This is a genomic window from Actinomyces sp. ICM47, from assembly GCF_905369875.1.
In the GTDB taxonomy this organism is placed as follows: Bacteria; Actinomycetota; Actinomycetes; order Actinomycetales; family Actinomycetaceae; genus Pauljensenia.
The window spans coordinates 1-20,344 of record NZ_CAJPJE010000042.1 but is presented as its reverse complement, the minus strand read 5'-3'; the positions used below and the strand labels follow the sequence as shown (position 1 = coordinate 20,344).

Sequence of the window (20,344 nt, the reverse complement as noted above, 5' to 3'; positions counted from 1 at the left end):
CGCATAGACTCCGGGCTGGGTGTCCAGGGCCGCTGGATCGCCCTGCGCCGCGGCCTCAACCAGGCTGCCGTGGCCGCCGGCATCGTCACCGTCGCCATGGTCGCGGGCACCAAGTACCTCGGCGGTGCCCTGACCCTGCCCCAGGTGGGCCTGGCCATCGGCATCGCCATGGGTTCCTTCGGCCCGGTTCTCGCTGTCGAAGAGTTCGCCGCCGACCTGGATCAGGCCTTTGCCTCGGCCGCCCGTGTCTTTGCGATCACCGACCGCGCCCCGGCCGTCGCAGATCCTGCCACCCCGGTGCCGCTGACCCCTGGCAACATCGTGATCAGCGACGTAACCTTCGCCTACCCGACGGATGAGGACGCGCCCGCCCCTGCCCCCACCGTCCTGGATGGCGTCAACATCCGCATTCCCGCCGGAAAACGCACCGCTATCGTGGGTACCTCCGGATCGGGCAAGTCGACGCTTGCCTCGCTGCTCACCCGCACGTGGGACCCGGCCTCGGGCACGGTCACTATCGGTGGCACGAACGTCGCCGACGCCTCCCTGACGGACCTGCGCTCCACGGTCGCCTACGCGCCCCAGCGCCCCTACCTGTTTAACGACACGCTGCACGCAAACCTGCTCCTCGCTGCACCCGATGCCACCGACGAGGACCTCGAGTCTGCTCTAGAGGCCGTGGACCTTACCGACTGGCTGGCCACGGAAAAGGACGGCCTGGACACGGTCGTCGGTAACATGGGCGAGCGCCTCTCGGGCGGCCAGCGTCAGCGCCTGGCCCTGGCGCGTGCGCTCCTGCGAAACGCACCCATCTACGTCCTCGACGAGGCCACCAGCCAGGTCGACCCGGCCACCGAGGCGCGCGTGCGCGAGGGCATCGCCCGCGTCGCCGCCGACTCGACGATTGTTGAAATCGCTCACCGCATCAGCGCCGTGCGCGACGCCGACCTGATCATCGTCATGGACGCCGGCCGCGTCATCGAGATGGGCACGTACGCCGAGCTGCGCGCCCGAGGAGGCGCGCTCGCCGCACTTGAGGCCCGCGAAACCGACGCTCAACCTAGCGCCTGACGCACGCAAGCGGCGCGGGGGAGGGGGCGACGGCCTCGTCCCCCGCGTCTTTGTGTGCTCGCTCGCGATAGGATGCACCCTATGGAAAAACTGATCGGCTGGACAAAAGCTGACGCGTGGGGTTCCACGAACGCGATCCCCGAGTTCCTGGGCGCTGCCGCCGGGGACGATCCCGTGTCTGAGGTGTGGTTCGGTACCCACCCGGACGGTCCGACGCTGCTGACGAGCGGCGACACGCTCGCGGAGCATATCGCGGCGGACCCCAAGCGCGCGCTGGGCGGCGGCCTGCTCTACGCCTTCGGCTCGACGCTGCCGTACTTGGCGAAGATCATCGCGCCCGCCCAGACCCTCTCCCTGCAGGTGCATCCGACGAAGGAGATCGCTCGCGAGGGATACCTGCGCGAGGAGGTCCTGGGGATTGAGCGCACGGATCCGCGCCGCGTCTACCGGGACATGAACCATAAGCCGGAGATGATCTACGCGCTCACCGAGTTCAGCGCGCTCGTCGGCTTCCGCGTGCCGCGTAAGGCGCGTGAGCTCCTCGTGGGGCTGGAGGGTGATCTGGCCGAGCGCCTGCGTCACCGCCTCAAGCTCTCGACCGTGCGCGGTGGCCTGCGTTCCCTGGCAACCTGGCTTTTCGACGAGGATTCCCCGGCGACCCCTGAGCGCGTCGAAGAGTTCGTGGCGGCGTGCCGCTGCCGCCTCGCGTCGGGCACGTCCCCCTCGCCGCGCACTGATACGCTCGTGAGCGTCCTGGGGGAGAAGCACCCGGGCGACCCGGGCATTATCGTCGCGTTCCTCATGAACCCGGTGTCGTTGCGCCCCGGCGAGGCCGTCTACATTCCGCCGCGCCAGATTCACGCCTACCAGTCGGGCCTGGGTATCGAGGTTATGGCGTCCTCGGATAACGTCGTGCGCGCGGGCCTGACCCGCAAGTACGTGGATTCCGCGCAGCTCGTGGAAATCACTGAGTTTTCGGCGCTGCCGCCCGTGCGCGTGGCACCCGAGCATCCCTCGGCGACGACGGACCGTTTCCTGGCACCCGCCCAGGAGTTTGATCTGTCCGTGACGACGCTGGCCCCCGGCACGCACACCTCCCGCGTCGATGAGGTGGCCGTGCCCGGTGAGGGTCCGCGCATCATCATCGTGACCTCCGGGTCGGTCACGCTGCACGTGAGCGAGGAGCAGGGCGGAGACAGCGTCGAGCTCGGCCGTGGCGAGGCCGTGTTTGTCTCTGCGGCTGAGCGTCGCGTGTGGGCGTACGGTACGGGTTCGTTCGTTCAGGTTGCTGCCCCCTGATCGGGGTGAGCCGCCGCGTGAGGACGAGGCCGTGGCTGACTCCGTTGTCAAGTCGTCCCACGTGGTGGTCTTGGTTTGTGAAAAAGTCTTCTTCGTCCTGACTTTTCGCCTAAACTAGGGGTCGGGCCTCGGCTCCGCTCGCTGCGACGAGGTCCGATTGTCAATCGCAGTGCGGGTACCGCGTGGGGGTACCCGCACTGCGATTCTCTGTATGCCTCAGAAAACGCCGCTCACCCAGTCGGCCAGGGTCTTACACGTGTCGGCCAGCTCGCCTTCGTGGGCGTCGTACCCGGCCACGATATCTTCCGTGTCGACGTCCTCGTTGTTCACGGCCCACACGGTCGCGGTCTCGCGCGTGACCTCGGGGTGGAACTGCACGCCGAGGGCGGTCCCGTACGAAAAAATCTGCGTGTACTTGTCCGAGCGTGCCCACTCGCGCGCACCGCGGGGCAGCGCGACGATGGCGTCGCCGTGGTCGGCGAAGACCGTGTGGGTCGAGGCCAGGGCCATACGCAGGGGGACAGCTCCGCCTCCGCCCGCCTGATCGTTCGTGCCCCACACCAGGGAGATCACGCCGTATTCTGGACCCGCCGGGTCAGCGACGCTCACGCGCCCGCCGAAAGTCGCAGCAATCAGCTGAGCACCCAGGCAGATGCCGAGGACTCTCACGTTCGCGCGCACGCAACGGCGCACGAGCTGGCGCTCGGCTTCCAGCCACGGCCACGCCTCATCGTCGTAGGCGTTCGCTCGGCCACCCAGCAGGATGAGGGCACTCGGCAGGGGAGCGGCGGCCAAGTCGCTGAGGCGCTGCGGGTCCTCCCAGGCGCGCACCACCTCGTGACCGCCGAGGAAGGCGGACAGCTGACCCACAGGGGCAATCGGGTCGTTTTGAATCACGAGGACGCTCATACACCAATTGTAGTTGCGATCACGCGTATATACCTACCGGCCTTTGAAGAAGAGGAACAGGTGGCGCTCGCGGATCGACATGGCGGTGATTGCGATACCGATGAGCGTCCACGACGCGGCACACAGGCCCTCGGCCCCCACCAAGCGCATGAGGTCGGCGCGATCATCGGGTGCTGCTCCGCTCAGGATCGTGAGGCATATGCCGGAGGTGACGATACAAGCGCCACCCACCCATGCCACGGCCTCGACCAGTTGAAGGACCGTCGTATCCGACGTGCGGAGCCCAGCGTGCAGCGCCGAGGCAATCTCCAGGCGACGCCACCACGTGGCGGCAGCCCCCACGGCCACGCCGATGGCACTCGCGGCGATCCACGCCCACCAGGTTGGCCTGTGCGTTAGTCGTCCGGCCGCGTTAAAAGTCGTCCCACGCGTAGGGTTGACTTGCCAGAACCGGACGGGCCGATGATGGCGGTGAGGGCACCGTCCTCGCAGCGGGCGCTCAGATGGCGGAAGAGCCACGGGCTTGCGGCGAACTTGTGCCCGACGTTGTCTAGCTCGACGGACATGAGCGTCCCTCGACGGCGGAGAGTGGGGAAGCTGGCAGGACGTAGGTTCGGCCGAGCTGAGAGGAAACGATAGAGACGGGGATCGGCGTTCCGCTTGCAAAGACACACGCAGCCGTCGCGTCTCCGATCACTGAGGCCGGCGGGATGACCGTGACGGTGATGGGGGGCGGCGAGCTTCCACGAGACGGGCAGCTGAACGGGTCCATCGCTGCTCCGGGTGGAGCGGACGAAGTCCGTGTATTCGCGCGAGGACAGGATCGTCGCCGTCAGAGTGGGGTCGGTGATGACGCCGTCAGCGGGAACGGGGTAGTCCGTGTCCCCCAGGGTGATGACGTGGTCCGCGGGATAGGCGTCCGGTGGGACGGAGAGGCACAAAGCGTCGCGGGAGTCCTCAAGGGCGAGGAGAACAGTGCTCGTATCGACGCTGTCACCCAGGTGAACGGGAACCGATGAGGGCGACAAACGCGGTGAGGGCGAGCCAGCGGCGAGAAGATGCCATCTCAACTCCTGAGGGTGGTTGTGGTCATTTGCTGGGGTCCTCGAGGCATCGTTGCAAAATGTCGGGCCCCTGAGCTGGGTCGATGAACGGCAGCGCACTTGCGAGAGGTGTTCCGCTCTCGCGAGCGCGCGCGAGCTCTTGGGCCGTGAAGGACGGCTCAACCGCCTTATTACGGATCAAACACTGCGTGTACAGCTCGTTGAAATCCCGGTGATCCGGGTTGACTCGCATGTTGAACTCGAGTGCCTCGATGATCGGCTGACCGGCATCGCTGGAACAGGCGGAGACGAAGCGCTGTTGCTGTTCCTCAGAGATGGAGGAGCCAACCGGCTGATCGGGGACGCTCAGCGTGCCGCTCGGGCCAAAAGACGCGCCGCTCACGCCCTTGTCCGCCAGACAGCTGAGCACACGCTGACGCATGTCCTGGAGTTCTGCCTCGCTGATGGAAGAGTCGGCGAGGACGGATTGGACAAACTCGTTGGACGCCCACTCACTGCGCGCCTGCTCAATGTCGGCCGCCCACGGCCCCTCCGCCGCGGGCGTGGCCTGCTGGCAGCCGCATACTGTGGCGACGACGACAACAACGGCTGCGAGCAGACCAGCGCGCGAATGGATGAAGTGCGTGCCCTCCCTGTTGTGCGCTCCCATGATGTTCTCCCTTGAACAGTTGGAATCCGGGTGCCTTCTCCCAGGATAGCGAGGAAGCGACTCCGTCACCTGTATGACAGGAAGGTGAGTTGGGTGCTCGGCATGCACATGCCCCGGACGTGCCGCAGCCCCCAGTCCTGGAACCCGACGCGGCGTGCGATCCCCACCGCGGCGAGCCGACCCAGGATTGGGGGCTGCAACACGTATTTAATTGTGTGAGGCAAAGCTCAAAGAATGGGGAGCTTTGCCTGAGAAAAGCCTGGGAAAGGCGCGCGGGGTGGATGAGCATCCACCCCGCGCGCCCCAAGTAAGCAATCAGGCGATCACTTCGATGCGAGGCGAGCGCCCTGCGCCAGCGCCTCCAGCTTCGCCCACGCAATCGACGGGTAGATACGTCCGCCCAGTCCGCAGTCTGTCGATGCCACGACGCGCTCGTCGCCCACAATGTCCGCGAACTGGCGGATACGCTGCGCCACCAGCTCCGGATGCTCCACGACGTTCGTCGAGTGCGACACGACGCCCGGGATCAGGTACTTGCCCTCGGGCAGCGGGGTATCGCGCCAGATCGTCCACTCGTGCGCGTGGCGAGCATTCGCTGCCTCGAACGTCAAGCCGTTCGCGTTGACCAGCAGGGCCAGATCCACGATGTCCTTGAACGCAATATCCGTCGTGTGCGGGCCGTGCCACGAACCCCAGCACACGTGGAAACGCACCAGAGACGGGTCAATGCCCTCCAACGCGTGGTTCAGCGCGTCAATACGCACGCGCGAGAACGCGCGGTAATCCTCAACCGACGGCTCCGGGTTCATCTGATCCCAGCCCTCCGCGATATCCGGCGCGTCAATCTGCACCGTCAGGCCCGCGTCCGTAATGCGCTTGTACTCCTCGCGCAGCACATCCGCGCACGCCCACACCACGGCCTCGTCGTCCTCATAGAACGCGTTAGCCACGCGAGCCGCCGAACCCGGCGAAATCGCCGCCACGAAACCATCCGACACGGGCTTGCCCGCCGCCGCAAGCGCGTGCTTCGTCCCCGCGATATCGCGCTCCACGGCCTCGGCACCGATGTAGGTCAGCTCACCTGTGATCGTCGGGAACGCAATCGGGTTGCGGTTCGCGATGTGAATGCCCGAATCCGGATCCGCGTACGCGTCCGCGAAACGCTGCCAGTCGCGGCGCTCAGCAAACGATGAGAAAGACAGACGGCCATCGCGGCCGGCCGGGGGACGCACATCGAAACGCTGCACATCCTCAAAGGACAATCCGCCGAAACGCGAGAAGGAATACGTCCACCACGCGCCGTAATCAACCGTGTCGATCATCGCGTGGCCGTACTCGCCGTCGTTGACGATATCCAGGCCGATCTCGGCCTGACGCTTCACAACGCCGTCAACCTGATCCTGCAGAAGCGACGTGAAATCAGCGTCGCCAAGCGAGCCCTCGCGGCGCGCGCGATTCGCCTCAATCAGCTCGGGGGTGCGGGGCAGGGAACCAACATGAGTGGTGCGAATGGTCATCGCAGTCCTTTCTCTTCACTGTGCCCTCAGACTACGTTTCGCGCGTCGAGAACGAGGGTAAATGTCCACACCCTGACCAATGCGATCAGCCACTCATGAGGCGAGACGCGAATTCGTGCACGCGTCCCTTGCGTTTTCCTTGACATCGCGCCAGCAAGCGTCCACACACTGACACGGTGTCTCGCCGGGCGAAGCACCCGGAATGCCGCGCGAAAACCCCCCGCACCCAGCCCAGGCCTCGTCCACGAGACGAAACCCGCACGGAAACGCGGCGCGCACGCTCCTACTGTGGAGTCATTACACGGCAACAGAAAGGCACATCATGAGTCGCCCGCTGCGCTCGGCAACATCCACCCAAGGCCGCAACATGGCCGGAGCTCGCGCCCTGTGGCGCGCCACCGGCATGACAGACGGCGACTTCGGCAAGCCAATCATCGCCATCGCCAACTCCTACACCCAGTTCGTGCCCGGCCACGTGCACCTGAAGAACATGGGCGACCTCGTCGCCGGAGCCATCGAAGCAGCCGGCGGCGTCGCCAAGGAATTCAACACGATCGCCGTCGACGACGGCATCGCCATGGGCCACGACGGCATGCTCTACTCCCTGCCCAGCCGCGACCTCATCGCCGACTGCGTCGAAACCATGGTTAACGCGCACCGCGCCGACGCCCTCGTGTGCATCTCCAACTGCGACAAGATCACGCCCGGCATGCTCCTGGCCGCCATGCGTCTGAACATCCCCACCATCTTCGTCTCCGGTGGCCCCATGGAATCCGGTGCCGCTGTCGACGGCGTCGTCGAGCACCGCCTCGACCTCATTGACGCCATGGTCATGGCCGTTGACGACTCCGTCAGCGACAACCAGCTGGCCAGCATCGAAGCCAACGCGTGCCCCACCTGCGGCTCCTGCGCAGGCATGTTCACCGCGAACTCCATGAACTGCCTCAACGAGGCCATCGGCCTGGCCCTGCCCGGCAACGGCACCACCCTGGCCACCCAGATCGAACGCAAGAAGCTCTTCACCGAGGCCGGCGCGCGCATCGTCGACATGTGCCGCGCCTACTACGACAATGAGGACGACTCCGTTCTGCCGCGCTCCATCGCCACGAAGGAAGCCTTCGAGAACGCCATGAGCCTGGACGTGGCCATGGGCGGCTCCACCAACACCGTCCTGCACATCCTCGCCATCGCTAACGAGGCCGGCGTCGACTTCACGCTCGACGACATCGACGCGATCTCGCGCCGCGTGCCCTGCCTGTGCAAGGTGGCCCCCAACTCCACGACCTACCACATCGAGCACGTCCACCGCGCCGGCGGCATCCCCGCCCTGCTCGGCGAACTGGACCGCGCGGGCCTGCTCCACCGCGACGTGCACTCCGTCCACTCCTCCAGCCTGGCCGACTGGCTGGGTGCGTGGGACGTGCGCAGCGGGAGCGCCACCGATGAGGCCAAGCACCGCTTCCTCGCCGCCCCCGGCGGCGTGCGCACCACCCAGGCCTTCTCGACCGCCAACCTCTTCGAGTCCCTCGACACCGACTCTGAGGCCGGCTGCATCCGCTCCGTCGAGCACGCCTACACGAAGGACGGCGGCCTGGCCGTCCTCTACGGCAACATCGCCGCCAACGGCGCGATCATCAAGTCCGCCGGCATCGACGAATCCCTCTTCCACTTCGTCGGCAAGGCCTTCGTCGTCGAATCCCAGGAGGAAGCCGTCGAAGCCATCCTCAGCAAGCAGGTCACCGAAGGCGACGTCGTCGTCATCTTGTACGAGGGCCCCAAGGGCGGCCCCGGCATGCAGGAAATGCTCTACCCGACCTCCTACCTCAAGGGCCTGGGACTGGGCAAGAAGTGCGCGCTCATCACCGACGGCCGCTTCTCCGGCGGCACGTCCGGCATCTCCATCGGACATATCTCGCCCGAGGCCGCGGCCGGCGGCGCGATCGGCCTCGTGCGCACCGGCGACGAGATCGAAATCGACGTCAACAACCGCGTCCTGCGCGCGAACGTGAGCGACGAGGAACTTGAGCGCCGCCGCGCCGAGAAGGGCACCGCCCCCTGGAAGCCCTCCAAGCCTCGCCCCCGCAAGGTCTCCGACGCCCTGCGCGTGTACGGCATGCTCGCAGCGTCCGCCGACAAGGGCGGCGTGCGCGTCCTACCCGACTGGGCGTGAGCGAAGCGCCTACAATCGTGGGCATGCATGGAGAGTACAAAGTCCCCGGAGGCAAGCTCGTTGTCGTCGACACCGACGTGGAGGAAGACCGCCTCGCGCGCGTGAGCGTGTCGGGCGACTTCTTCCTCGACCCCGACGACGCGCTCACCCGGATCACCGCGTCCCTCGAAGGGGCCCCGGCCTCGTCGAGCGCCAAGGACCTGGCCGCGCGCGTCGCCGGTGCCCTCCACGAGGGCGACACTCTCATGGGCGTGACCCCCGAGGCCGTCGGCATCGCCGTGCGCCGCGCCCTGGGTGCCGCCCTGTCGTGGGACGACATCGACTTCGACGTCATCCACGGCCCCGTCGTCGACCCGATGATCAACGTCGCCATGGACGAAACCCTGGTCGAGGACGTGGCCGCGGGGCGTCGCAAGCCCTTCATGCGCCTGTGGGAGTGGAACGGACCGCAGGTCGTCATCGGCTCCTTCCAGTCCTACCAGAACGAAATCCAGCAGGACGGGGTCGACCGGTACGGCATCACCGTGTCGCGGCGCGTCACCGGCGGCGGTGCCATGTTCATGGAACCCGGCAACTGCATCACCTACTCGCTCGTCATCCCCACCGCCCTCGTGGAGGGAATGAGCTTCGAGCAGGCCTACCCCTACCTTGATCAGTGGGTCATGGAGGTCCTCGACAAGCTGGGCATCAAGGCCACATACGTGCCGCTCAACGACATCGCCTCCGAGTTCGGCAAGATCGGCGGCGCCGCGCAGAAGCGCTGGGCGAACGGCTACATGGTCCACCACGTGACCATGGCCTACGACATCGACGCCATCAAGATGAACGAGGTCCTGCGCATCGGCATGGAGAAGATCCGTGACAAGGGCACCCGCAGCGCCGTCAAGCGCGTGGACCCCATGCGTTCCCAGACCGGCCTTCCCCGCGAGGAAATCCTTCAGGCGTTCTTCGACCACTTCAAGGAGAAGTACAACGCCACGGTCGGCACCATCACCGACGAAGACCTTGAGGTCGCACGCGCTCGCTGCGAAACGAAGTTCGCGCGCGAGGAGTGGGTGCACCGCATCCCCTGAGAGTTCGGGTGCTTCGCTCGCTTGGTGTGAGCCGGGCGTTCCCGTTGCCCGCTCCGGTCCTCGTTCACGTTCATTGACGAGGCCGGAGCAGGTTGTCGCGTTCCCGCGCGGCTGCGCGCGTGACAGCGTCCGAGAATCGGTGTCGGAGTAACATGGACACATGTCGAGCGAAGCAATGCAGCCGAAACACGAAACCTTCAGGCTTTCCGAATTGCGTGACCTGGTGGCGACGGGGCGAGTGCGAATCCCCGACTTTCAACGTTCCTTCCGGTGGACGAACCAAGACGTCGTTGCCCTCTTTGATTCCCTTCACCATGGGTATCCAATCGGGAACCTGCTCATGTGGAAACGTGAGGCCCCGGCGCAGCGGCTCACCGTTGGTTCCATCGATATCGACGCCCCTCAGCGCCCGGACGCACTATGGCTCGTCGACGGGCAGCAACGCGTGACGAGTATCATCAACGCGATGGACGCCGGCAGCCAACGAGATGCTCGTTTTGCGGTTGGGTACGACCTGGAAAATGCCTGCGTTGTTTCAACTCTGGGGCGTCATTCTCGCGCCGTCATGCCGCTCTTTCGTCTCTTCGACTTTGTGAGCGCTTGGCAGTGGTTCGAGGAGAACACCGAATTCCAAGCGCTGCGCGGTCGTTACCAGGAGGCATTCAATACCTTTAACGCCGTGAGTGTTCCGGCGACCGTGCTGGAGGGAGCGGACGAGGATAAGCTCCGAGTCATCTTTGATCGCATCAATCAGAGCGGTAAGAAGCTCAAGTCTTTCGAGGTGTTTGAAGCGCTCAACAGCTCTGTATCCGATGGGCGTACTCTGCGCTCGATTTCGGATGCTGTGGCTCGCTCAACGAACTTTGGTTTACTTTCGGAAGATCAAGTCCTCAATGTGTTGAAGGCGCGTCGAAACCCAGACTATATGCGCGATGTACGCGATGAATTTGGGGATGAACGACGTAAAAACTCCGATTTCCCGGATGAGGACCGCGACGAAGCGTACGCCCAGACGGAGTTCGTCCTGAAGCGAGCGACGCGATTCCTGCAAGACAATTGTTGTATTCCACATGTTACGTTACTGCCGTACAGCGCGATTCTGGTGGTGGTGTCGCGGTTCTTCGCGTTGTTCCCCGAGCCGAAGAGGCGTAACAAAGAGCTGTTGAAACGGTGGGTGTGGCGGACCATTGTAAAGACCATTGAGGGCACTATCAGTAGCGGGAACGTCCAGACGCGGACTTTCCTGAAGAGTGTGCGGCGTGGCGACGAATCGGATTCTGTTCAGGGACTACTGGAAAGCGTCGGTGAGAGAGTGACGGCAGATCGCATCGCGATCCCGACTGCGAGAATGAACCGTTCGGACGCGAAGGCATGTGTGTGTGCCATGTGGTCCCATTACATGCGTTCGGAGGACTGCACCGGGCAAGCTCTGACAGCCTTGTTCGATTCGCTCGTTGGAGACTACGGCAGCGCGGCTGATCTCCTCGTAGATTACGTCGGGCATGACCGCATGGGTGAGGACAGTGGCGGCAGCTATTCATCGCTCGCCAATAGAATTTTGCTGGTTAATGAGGACGCGAGGCAGGATGAGGATGCGTTGCGGGCATTTATGACTGCGCATTTGGACATGCTCATGCTTCCCGAGGGGACAGAAGAGAGCGAACATCAGATGGATCCCGAGGAGTTGATCAGTCGGCGTGAGGAAGTGGTCTCCGCGCGGGTCAACGAGTTCTTCGATTCGATGATGGCGTGGGATTACGTGGCCTTTGCCCCCGTTGAATTGACGTGAAAGGAACACAGATGTCGCTCTATTCGCCCGACGTTGAGTTTCGTGTTCGCCTGCATGGCATCGACATCGGGACAATCTCGTGCTACTCGTCCAAGAGTTCGTTTCGGTTCTCCGACGACTACTACTGGCGCGTGGATCGGCCTGTTCTTGGCTTCTGGTTCGAGAATGGGATGCGCCGTGAGGCGGGGGTGAAGGGACGCTCTGTTCTTCCGCTGTGGTTTTCTAATCTCCTGCCTGAAGGGTTGCTTCGAACGATTGTGTGTGCTCAGCATGGGCTGAGCGAAGAGGATGAGCCGGGAATTCTCAGCGCCCTCGGCGATGATTTGCCGGGAGCTGTCACGGTGTCCCGTATCGGGGATCCTGTTCGGGGTTCGGCGGATGACGCCTTGCGATCCGGTGATTTCGCGTCGTCCTCAGCGGATTCGCTGATTCGTGCATCCATTGCCGGCAATGTCCTGAAGTTTTCGATGAAGTCCCGTGATCAGCGCCTGACGTTGCCAGGCAGCGTCGAGTATGGAGACCATATCGTCAAGCTGCCTCCGCCGAATGAGTACGACGCGCTTGTCCATAATGAGTTCTACGTGATGTCGCTCGCCAAGGCGTGTTGCATTGAGGTTCCTGACTTCGATCTTGTGCATCGGGAGAACGTCGAGATTGCGCCCTCCGATTGGGTAACAACCGAGGAATACGCATTCAGCATTGCGCGCTTTGACAGGAGCGATCAAGGCCGTGTCCATATGGAGGATTTCTGTCAGGCGGGTAATCTGCCGGGATTTCAGCGGTCGAAATATCAGAGTTCGGTCGAGTACGTGATGAAGGTCGCGTACCGGAATTACGATCTGCCGTCGCTTGTTGAGTGTGTCCGTCGGACGGTATTCAACATGTTGTGTGGTAACGATGATGCGCATCTGAAGAATTGGAGCCTTGTGTATCCCGACCGTCGCAATGGTGTTCTCTCGCCCGCCTATGACCTGGTGTGTACGGCCGTTTATTTTGATCGGCCCCAGGACATGGCGCTCAAGCTCAGTGGCAAAGAGATCTCTGCGGATATCTGTCTGGATGATTTCCGCAGGATCGCTGATATGTGTCGTGTCGAGCGAGGTGTCATCGAAGAAGCTGTTCGCTCAATGATCGCCGCGTACGGCGAGGCACTGGACAAGGTCGAGGTGCCGACTCGTCTCACGAGCATCAACGTCAGGGGACGGAGCATCGACCTGCGTCCCTGGCTCCGTGAGCGCTATCAACGCCTGTCGGTGTCTCTACTGTCCTAGCGTGGTTGGCGCGGCGTCCTCGGGAATCGTGCGCGGCTTGTCCGGGGTGTGGGGGACGAGGCCGGGGCGGGTTGTCGCTTAGAAGAGCTGGAGTGCGCGTACTCCGTGGATGACAAGCTCGACGCCGATAACGAGGATCAGGAAGCCCATGATACGCACGATCGCGCCGACGCCAGTAGGTCCCAGCCTGTCGATCCAGGGCGTCGCGTAGCGCAGAAGCAGTGCGATGGCGGCGGCCGTGATGAGGATGCCCAGGACGATGCCGACGTGAAAACTGACGGCGGTGTTGCGGGCGGCCAGCGCAATAACGACACCGATTGAGCCGGGACCCGCGATGAGGGGCAACGCCATGGGGGAGAAGGAGACGTCCGCCTTGGCTGTCGCGTGTTGAGCCTCCTCGTGGGTGGCGCGGCGCTTGTTTTCCAGCATCGAGAAACCCGAGTGCGCGACGACCAGGCCACCGGCGATTTGCAGGGAGGGCAGGTCGAAGCCGAAGAAACGCATGATGAGTGAGCCGCTGATAGCGAACACTGTGAGGATCGCAAAGACGTAGATGCCGGTCTTCCACGCCTGGGAGCGCACCGCTGCTGGGTCGTCGGCGGCGGTCAGGCCCGCGAAGGCGGCGAGGCCTCCGATTGGGTTGGTGATCGGAGCGAGTGCCAGGATCGTCGCTGAGATTCCTGCGAGAATGGTCGTCATGCTCTCAATCTTAAGTGCCGCGTGTGCGGGCGTGTGGTCCGTCTCGTTAGAGGCGGCGAGCGCCGAAAATGGCTGTTCCCAGGCGTACGATGGTCGCCCCTTCGGCGATGGCCCACTCAAGGTCTTGGCTCATGCCCATCGACAGCGCCAGCTCGGACTCTTCGATGCTCAGGCGCACCGCCGCCTCGTCCCTGATGTCGCGCAGCTGCGCGTAGGCGGCGCGCACGTCGGCTTCGACGGAGGAGTTCAGGCCCACCGTCATGAAGCCCGCGAGCTGGAGGTGAGCCGAGGCCTCGACCGTATCGATGAGCCGCGCGACGTCGGCGGGCGCGCATCCGTGCTTCGTAGCCTCGCCCGACACATTCACCTCGACAAAGACGGGGAAGGGGCCGGTGGCGCGCGTGTCGATCTTCGCAGCCAAGGCGGGGGAGTCCAGCGACTCGATTGCATCCACGCAGGCCAGTGCGTGATTGATCTTGTTGGACTGGAGAGGACCGATCAGGTGGAGGCGGGCACCGGGCACCTCGCGGATCGCGTCCACCGTCGCGCGCGCCTCCTGTACCCGGTTGTGGCCCAGCAGGATCGGCAGCCCCGCCTCGGCGAGTGCAGTTGCGGCGGCGCGGCACTCCTCGGGTGTGCGCGTCTTGACCGCCAGCTCCAACGTCACGGAATCGGTGCGGCCACACGCGGAGGTGGCGCTGTCGATGCGGTCGCGGGCGGCGGCGATGGACTCGGGAATACTCATGGCCTCATGGTACGCGGGCGTGGCTTTCGGGGTTCAATCAGGGGCGTCTCAGGGCTGGCAGGGGCCTGTCACGTGGCACACTAGAATGTTCGCGACACATGGAAAGGACAAACAAAAGCAATGCGTACCCTGCTCAACATCATCTGGTTCTTCTTCGGAGGACTCCCGCTCTTCCTCGGATATGTGATGGCGGGCATCATCTCCTGCATTTTCATCGTGACGATCCCTGCGGGCGTGGCCTGCTTCCGCATCGCCGGTTACGTGCTGTGGCCCTTCGGCAAGCGCGTCGTCGACAAGCCGAACGCGGGCGCTGGCTCGGCCCTCATGAACATCGTGTGGTTCCTTGTCGCGGGCCTGTGGCTCGTCATCGGGCACATCACGACCGCTGCCGCGCAGGCCGTCACGATCATCGGCATCCCGCTGGCTATCGCCAACCTCAAGATGATTCCGATCACCTGCTTCCCCTTCGGTAAGGTCGTCATCCACGACCCGACTGCGTCCATCCTCTGACGCGTCCTACACTGGGGTCATGGCTCGTAAACACAGCAAGGACCACGGCGGTGGCCCCACCCGCGCCATCGAGGCGCTCACGGCGGCTGGCGTTGCTTTTACTATCCACGAGTACGAGCACGACCCGGCCGCCCGGGCGTTCGGTGAGGAAACGGTCGAGAAACTGGGCATCGACCCCACGCAGGCCTTCAAGACGCTCATGGTGCGCCTGGAACCCACCGGCGAGTTCGTCGTCGGCTGCGTGCCTGCCCTGGCTCACCTGTCCATGAAGCTGATCGCCAAAGCCGCCGGTGCCAAGAGCGCCGCCATGGCCGATCCGGCCGTCGCGCAGCGCCGCACCGGCTACGTCGTGGGCGGCATCAGCCCGCTCGGGCAGACGACCTCGCATCGGCTTTTCATTGATTCGGCGTGCCTGGACCACGAGACCATGATCGTCTCTGGCGGGCGCCGAGGCCTCAGCGTCGAGCTGAGTCCCCTGGATCTCGTCGAACTGACGAACGCGGAGGTCACGGACCTCGCGCAGGTCTGACCCCGGCCTCGTCCGGTTTCCGTCCGGCCCCCGGACGGAGGATGGAATGCGGGGGCGAGCTGTCACGTTGTTTTACTCGGCGGAAAGCCGCATGCGTCAAAATAGGCCCTGCGGTAGATTCGCCTGGTATCCACGGACCGCCGGCCCGTCCCGACACGAAAGTGCCCCGCATGACAGCTCACAAGCCCCTCGCCCTCACCGCCGCGACTATCGCTGCCGCCATGGCGCTCGCGGCCTGCTCGTGCGGTGCCTCCACCGATCCCAACACCATCGAGATCGGCTCGCTCTACGAACCCGTCAATCTCTCCAACATCGCGGGCGGTGGCCAGGGCGTCACCGAGGCACTCAACGGTAATGTCTACGAGGGTCTGTTTTTCCTCGCCGACGACGGCACGATTCAGCCCCAGCTGGCCACCTCCTACGACGTGAGCGAGGATGGCCTGACCTACACCTTCCACCTGCGTGATGGCGTGACCTTCTCCGACGGCTCTTCCTTCGATGCAGCCGACGCCGTGCATTCGATCAACCGCGTCCTGGCCGAGGACTCCCAGTCCGCGCGCAAGTCGCAGCTGGCTGTCATCAACTCGGTCGAGGCCACAGATCCCCAGACGCTGACCGTGACGCTCTCGCAGCGCTCGATCTCCCTGCCCTACAACCTGTCCTACCTGTGGATGGTTCCCGAGGGCTTCGACTCGCAGACCGAGACTGACGGCACCGGCCCCTATACGCTGGACGCGTGGACGAAGGGCTCGACCCTCGCCCTCAAGGCCCGCGACGGCTACTGGGGCGACGCCCCCAAGAACGACGCGGTCACCTTCCACTACTACACGGACGCCACCGCGATGACGAACGCCCTGAGCGCGGGCGACATCGACATCATCACGTCCCTGCAGTCCCCGGATGCGCTGGCCACCTTCCAGGGCAACTCGGACTTCGTGGTCTCAGAGGGCACCTCCACGACGAAGGAGCTGCTTGCCTTCAACGACGCGCAGGCCCCCTTCAACGATGCGCGCGTGCGCCAGGCCATCTACTCGGCCATCGACCGCGAGAAGCTCCTTGAGTCCATCTGGGGCGACGCCGGACAGGTGATCGGATCGATGGTTCCCCCGTCGGACCCATGGTACGAGGACCTGACCTCCGTCAACCCCTACGATCCCGAGCGCTCCAAGTCGCTGCTGGCCGAGGCCGGGGCTGAGGGCCTGAGCTTCACGCTCGACACACCCTCCTACGACCCGCACCCCACGGTCGCCGAGTTCATCAAGTCCGAGCTGGCAAAGGTGGGCGTGACCGTCACGATCAACACGATCACCGCCGACGAGTGGTACTCGAAGGTCTACAAGGAGCACGACTTCCAGGCGACCCTCCAGGAGCACGTCAACACGCGCGACGTCGTGTGGTACGGCAACCCGACGTTCTACTGGGGCTACAACAACGAGGCCGTGACCGCTCTCATCGACGAGGCCGAACAGGCCTCCACCGAGGACGAACAGACCGAGAAGCTGCGCGCCGCCAACGAGCAGATTGCGGCCGACGCGGCCAGCGCCTGGCTCTATCTCTACCCGCAGATCGTCGTCGCGCGTTCGAACGTGTCGGGCTACGGCGTGAACGGCCTGAACTCGCAGTTTGTCGTCTCGGGCATTTCTAAGAACTGATGACTCGGTACCTGCTGCGGCGCACGGGGCTGCTGATCCTCACCGGATCGGCAGCTCTCGTGGCGATTTTCGTTCTCCTGCGTCTCCTGCCGGGTGATCCGGCGAATGCGCTTTTGTCGGGCACGGCCACACCCGAGCAGATTGAGGCGGCCCGCCGCCAGGTGGGTTCGGACCTGCCGTGGTGGAGCCAGTTTGGTGAGTGGGCCTCGTCGCTGCTACGCGGCGACCTGGGCACCTCGTTCACCTCAGGTTTGAGCGTGAACGATCAGATTGCATCGCGCATGGCGGTGACGCTGCCGCTGACCCTGGCGGCCTTTGGAATTTCCTTGATCCTGGCGATTGTGCTGGGGTACGTGGCCGCACGTGCGCGCCGCTCCTGGGCGGGAACGGTGATTTCTGCTCTCGCGCAGCTGGGCATCGCCGTGCCCGTGTTCTGGATTGGCATGCTCCTGGTCCTGGCCTTCGCGGTGAACCTGCACTGGCTGCCCGCCTCGGGTTTCCCGGCGCGCGGGTGGACGAACGGCGCGCAGGCGGTGCGCGCCCTCGTCCTGCCGACCCTGACGATCGTCTTAGTGTCCACGGCCTCGCTCACGCGCTACACGCGCAGCGCCGCCCTGGACGTGCTCGACGCGCCCTTCCTGCAGTTCGCGCGCTCCCTGGGTGAGTCGCGCGGCGAGGCGATGGTGCGCCACGGCCTGCGCGTCGCCTCGATCCCAGTCATCTCTATCGCTGGCATCGAGCTGGCGACCACGTTCATCGGCGCGGTCGTCGTCGAGCAGGTCTTCGCTCTTCCCGGCCTCGGCTCGATGCTGACGACCGCGATCGCCCAGCACGACTACCCATCGATTCAGGGGGTTCTCCTCGTGTCGACGACCCTTGTCCTCGTCATTGGTTTCGCCGCGGACGTCCTGCAGCGCGTCATTGACCCGCGCCTGCGCTCCACCCTCAGCACGGGAAGTCGCCCGTGAACGCCCGTCGCATCCCGCTGTCCCTCGTCGTCGGCGCGCTCCTGGTGGGTGTGCTCGCGCTCATAGCCCTCGTCTCGCTCGCGTGGCTTCCGTACCCGATCGAGGACACGAGCGGCGGACGCCTCGAAGGTTTTTCTGCCGACCATCTCCTCGGCACGGACCGCCTGGGCCACGACCTGGCCTCGCGCATGATGGTGGGCGCGCGCATCGCCCTCGTCGTCGGCCTCGGAGCCGTCGCGGTTGCCACCCTCATCGGTGTGAGCGTCGGCCTGGTGATCGCGCTGGCCCGCCCGTGGGTGGACGACGTGGCTTCGGCGCTGCTCGACGTGCTCATCGCCTTCCCGACGCTGCTCCTCGCGATGCTCATCGTCGCGGGCTTCGGTGCCTCCCTGGCCACGGTCACCGTCGCGATTGGCGTGGCCGCCTCGGCCGTCGTCGCGCGCCTGACACGTATCCTGGCCCGGCGCGTCCTTGCCGAGCAGTACGTGCTGGCCGCGCGTACCTCGGGCGTGTCCACGTGGGGGATCCTCACCCGCCACGTGCTGCCCAACATCTGGCCGACCCTGGCCACGAACCTGGCCGTCACGATGGGTGGTGCCATCCTCGCCGAGGCCGGCCTGTCCTACCTGGGTCTGGGCGCGCCCCCGCCGAACGCCTCCTGGGGCCGCCTCCTCCAGGATGCGCAGGCAACCTTCACGACGCAGCCCCTGGGCACCATCGCCCCGGGCGTCGCGATCGTCGCTTTCGTCCTGGGAACTAACCTCGCGGCCGACGGCCTGCGTTCCCTCATCGACCCCACCCAGGGAGGTGCTAAGTGAGCCTGTCCATCACCGACTTGAACGTGTGGATCGGGGACGCGCACATCCTGCGCGGCATCACCCTGGAGGTGCCCGACGGCCAGCACGTCGGCATCATTGGGTCCTCTGGCTCGGGCAAATCCATGCTGTCCCTGGCGATCATGGGACTGCTGCCCGAGGGCGCGCGCGTGGAGGGCTCGATCCGCTGGAATGGCCGCGAGCTCGTGGGTGCCTCCGAGCGGGAGCTGCGCTCGCTGCGCGGCTCACAGATCTCCATGATGTTCCAGGACCCCGCGACCTCCCTCGACCCGCTCATGCGGCTCGGCAAGCAGATCGCCCTGCCGCTGCGCCGCCACCGCGGCCTGCGAGGCGCCGCCCTGCGTGAGGCCATCGACCGCGCGCTCGCCGAAGTCGCCCTGCCCGACCCGGCGCGCATCGCCCGCTCCTTCCCGTACGAGGTCTCGGGTGGCCAGCGTCAGCGCGTCGCCCTGGCCATGACGCTCGCCGCATCGCCCTCCCTGCTCATCGCCGACGAACCCACGACCGCGCTCGACGTCACCGTCCAGCGCACCGTCCTGGACCTGCTCGACGAGGTCACTCGCGAGCGAGGCGTCAGCCTCCTGTTCATCAGCCACGACCTGCCCGTCGTCGCGCGCATGGCCGACCGCGTCATCGTCGTGGACGCCGGCCGCATCACCGACGACGTGCCCGTCGAGGTCATCCGCTCCGCGCCGGACACACTCTCCGGCTCGGCACGCTCCATCGCGTCCGCCGCGCGCGCACTCGACTCCGTGTTCGAGCGCATCGGTGCCGTCCGCCCCGACTCCCAGCCCGGCCACGCGCCCGACGAGGCGGGGGAGCGCGAGGGGGAGCCTGCCTCGTCGACCGATAACGAAGGGAACGCCCATGAGTGAGCCGATCCTGAGCGCCCGAGGAGTCTCCTTCCGATACTCGGGTAGCGACGCTGGTCTGGATGACGTCAGCGTCGAGGTGCGCGCAGGCGAGTCCGTTGCCCTCGTTGGCGAGTCGGGCAGTGGCAAGACGACGCTCGCCCGCGTGCTTCTCGGGCTTCTCGCGCCGAGCGCGGGCGAGGTGCTGCTGGATGGTGAGGCTGTCCGCTCCTCCTCGAAGTCCTCGATGCGCACGCTGCGCCGCGGCGTCCAGACCGTCTTCCAGGACCCGTTCTCCTCCCTGGATCCGCGGATGACAATCGGCGCGTCCATCGCAGAGCCCCTCCACGCCCTCGGGGTTTCACGCGGGCAGGAGGCTCGCGCTCGCGTGCGCGAGGTCCTCACCGACGTCGGCATCGACCCGGCGCGCGCAGGGGAGTACCCAGGCTCGTTCTCGGGCGGACAGCGCCAGCGCATCGCGATCGCCCGCGCACTCGCGCCCGCGCCGCGCGTCCTGATCGCCGACGAGCCGGTTTCCGCGCTCGACATGTCTACGCGTGCCTCCGTCCTGGACTTGCTGGGGTCGATCACGCGTGAACGCGGCATGGCCCTCGTGCTCGTGTCCCACGACCTGGCAACCGTCGCCTCCACGTGCGACCGGATCGCCGTCATGCAGGAGGGACGCATCGTCGAGGCCGGGGATACCCGGCAGATCATGTCCGTCCCGCGCGAGCCCTACACG

General features: G+C 65.3%; 20 protein-coding genes. 13 read left to right on the top strand and 7 right to left on the bottom strand.

The annotated features are described in order from the left end of the window. The coding region (locus QZ149_RS08215) for an ABC transporter ATP-binding protein (protein ID WP_291450890.1) at nt 1–1,071 on the top strand (1,071 nt) is incomplete at its 5' end. Between the two features lie 81 nt (nt 1,072–1,152). Beyond that, nucleotides 1,153–2,370: a mannose-6-phosphate isomerase, class I gene (manA, locus tag QZ149_RS08210; RefSeq protein WP_291450889.1), complete on the top strand. Its 1,218-nt coding sequence runs from the start codon at nt 1,153–1,155 to the stop codon at nt 2,368–2,370. A 216-nt stretch (nt 2,371–2,586) separates the two neighbouring features. On the opposite strand, the gene QZ149_RS08205 is transcribed toward manA, so the two are convergent. From QZ149_RS08205 to QZ149_RS08185, 5 genes are all read right to left on the bottom strand, one after another. After that, nucleotides 2,587–3,279, bottom strand: coding sequence for a type 1 glutamine amidotransferase (locus tag QZ149_RS08205; RefSeq protein ID WP_291450888.1), 693 nt, complete (start codon nt 3,277–3,279; stop codon nt 2,587–2,589). 33 nt (nt 3,280–3,312) lie between these two features. After that, nucleotides 3,313–3,621 (bottom strand): hypothetical protein, encoded by a 309-nt coding sequence (locus QZ149_RS08200; RefSeq protein WP_291450887.1) that lies wholly within the window; start codon nt 3,619–3,621, stop codon nt 3,313–3,315. 53 nt (nt 3,622–3,674) lie between these two features. Then, nucleotides 3,675–4,349 carry a hypothetical protein gene (locus QZ149_RS08195; RefSeq protein ID WP_291450886.1) on the bottom strand — a complete coding sequence of 225 codons (675 nt, stop codon included), beginning with the start codon at nt 4,347–4,349 and terminating at the stop codon, nt 3,675–3,677. Between the two features lie 19 nt (nt 4,350–4,368). Then, nucleotides 4,369–4,992: a hypothetical protein gene (locus QZ149_RS08190; protein WP_291450885.1), complete on the bottom strand. Its 624-nt coding sequence runs from the start codon at nt 4,990–4,992 to the stop codon at nt 4,369–4,371. 323 nt (nt 4,993–5,315) lie between these two features. Then, entirely contained in the window at nt 5,316–6,509 is a 1,194-nt protein-coding gene (locus tag QZ149_RS08185; RefSeq protein ID WP_291450883.1) for a cobalamin-independent methionine synthase II family protein, read from the bottom strand. Nucleotides 6,510–6,831: 322 nt separating this feature from the next. On the opposite strand from QZ149_RS08185, the gene ilvD reads away from it, so the two are divergent. The 4 genes from ilvD to QZ149_RS08165 all read left to right on the top strand — a co-directional run bounded on the left by ilvD (nt 6,832) and on the right by QZ149_RS08165 (nt 12,812). Continuing rightward, nucleotides 6,832–8,679: a dihydroxy-acid dehydratase gene (ilvD, locus tag QZ149_RS08180; RefSeq protein WP_291450880.1), complete on the top strand. Its 1,848-nt coding sequence runs from the start codon at nt 6,832–6,834 to the stop codon at nt 8,677–8,679. Nucleotides 8,680–8,702: 23 nt separating this feature from the next. Then, nucleotides 8,703–9,752, top strand: a complete 1,050-nt coding sequence (locus QZ149_RS08175) for a biotin/lipoate A/B protein ligase family protein (RefSeq protein WP_291450879.1) — start codon at nt 8,703–8,705, stop codon at nt 9,750–9,752. Between the two features lie 160 nt (nt 9,753–9,912). Continuing rightward, nucleotides 9,913–11,541 (top strand): DUF262 domain-containing protein, encoded by a 1,629-nt coding sequence (locus QZ149_RS08170; protein ID WP_291450877.1) that lies wholly within the window; start codon nt 9,913–9,915, stop codon nt 11,539–11,541. An 11-nt stretch (nt 11,542–11,552) separates the two neighbouring features. After that, the gene (locus QZ149_RS08165) at nt 11,553–12,812 is read left to right on the top strand and encodes a HipA domain-containing protein (RefSeq protein WP_291450874.1); all 1,260 of its coding nucleotides are present in this window, start codon (nt 11,553–11,555) and stop codon (nt 12,810–12,812) included. A 78-nt stretch (nt 12,813–12,890) separates the two neighbouring features. Here the strand turns inward: QZ149_RS08165 and QZ149_RS08160 are convergent, their stop codons facing one another. Together QZ149_RS08160 and QZ149_RS08155 are read right to left on the bottom strand one after the other, a co-directional pair. Beyond that, a complete protein-coding gene (locus tag QZ149_RS08160) occupies nt 12,891–13,511 on the bottom strand; it encodes a MarC family protein (RefSeq protein WP_291450872.1) in 621 nt (206 codons plus the stop codon). Nucleotides 13,512–13,557: 46 nt separating this feature from the next. After that, the gene (locus QZ149_RS08155) at nt 13,558–14,256 is read right to left on the bottom strand and encodes a YggS family pyridoxal phosphate-dependent enzyme (protein WP_291450871.1); all 699 of its coding nucleotides are present in this window, start codon (nt 14,254–14,256) and stop codon (nt 13,558–13,560) included. A gap of 120 nt (nt 14,257–14,376) precedes the next feature. On the opposite strand from QZ149_RS08155, the gene QZ149_RS08150 reads away from it, so the two are divergent. The 7 genes from QZ149_RS08150 to QZ149_RS08120 all read left to right on the top strand — a co-directional run. Next, on the top strand, nt 14,377–14,766 hold the full coding sequence (locus QZ149_RS08150; protein ID WP_291450870.1) for a YccF domain-containing protein: 390 nt from the start codon (nt 14,377–14,379) through the stop codon (nt 14,764–14,766). A gap of 19 nt (nt 14,767–14,785) precedes the next feature. Beyond that, on the top strand, nt 14,786–15,295 hold the full coding sequence (gene ybaK, locus QZ149_RS08145) for a Cys-tRNA(Pro) deacylase (RefSeq protein ID WP_291450869.1): 510 nt from the start codon (nt 14,786–14,788) through the stop codon (nt 15,293–15,295). Nucleotides 15,296–15,465: 170 nt separating this feature from the next. Beyond that, the gene (locus tag QZ149_RS08140; protein ID WP_291450868.1) at nt 15,466–16,947 is read left to right on the top strand and encodes an ABC transporter substrate-binding protein; all 1,482 of its coding nucleotides are present in this window, start codon (nt 15,466–15,468) and stop codon (nt 16,945–16,947) included. Next, nucleotides 16,947–17,915 carry an ABC transporter permease gene (locus QZ149_RS08135; protein WP_291450867.1) on the top strand — a complete coding sequence of 323 codons (969 nt, stop codon included), beginning with the start codon at nt 16,947–16,949 and terminating at the stop codon, nt 17,913–17,915. Before QZ149_RS08140 ends, QZ149_RS08135 begins: the two co-directional genes overlap by 1 nt. After that, the gene (locus QZ149_RS08130; protein WP_291450866.1) at nt 17,912–18,733 is read left to right on the top strand and encodes an ABC transporter permease; all 822 of its coding nucleotides are present in this window, start codon (nt 17,912–17,914) and stop codon (nt 18,731–18,733) included. Before QZ149_RS08135 ends, QZ149_RS08130 begins: the two co-directional genes overlap by 4 nt. Beyond that, nucleotides 18,730–19,626, top strand: a complete 897-nt coding sequence (locus tag QZ149_RS08125; protein ID WP_291450865.1) for an ABC transporter ATP-binding protein — start codon at nt 18,730–18,732, stop codon at nt 19,624–19,626. Before QZ149_RS08130 ends, QZ149_RS08125 begins: the two co-directional genes overlap by 4 nt. Next, nucleotides 19,619–20,344: ATP-binding cassette domain-containing protein (locus tag QZ149_RS08120; protein WP_291450863.1), on the top strand; the 726-nt coding region annotated here is incomplete at its 3' end. The genes QZ149_RS08125 and QZ149_RS08120, both read left to right, overlap by 8 nt.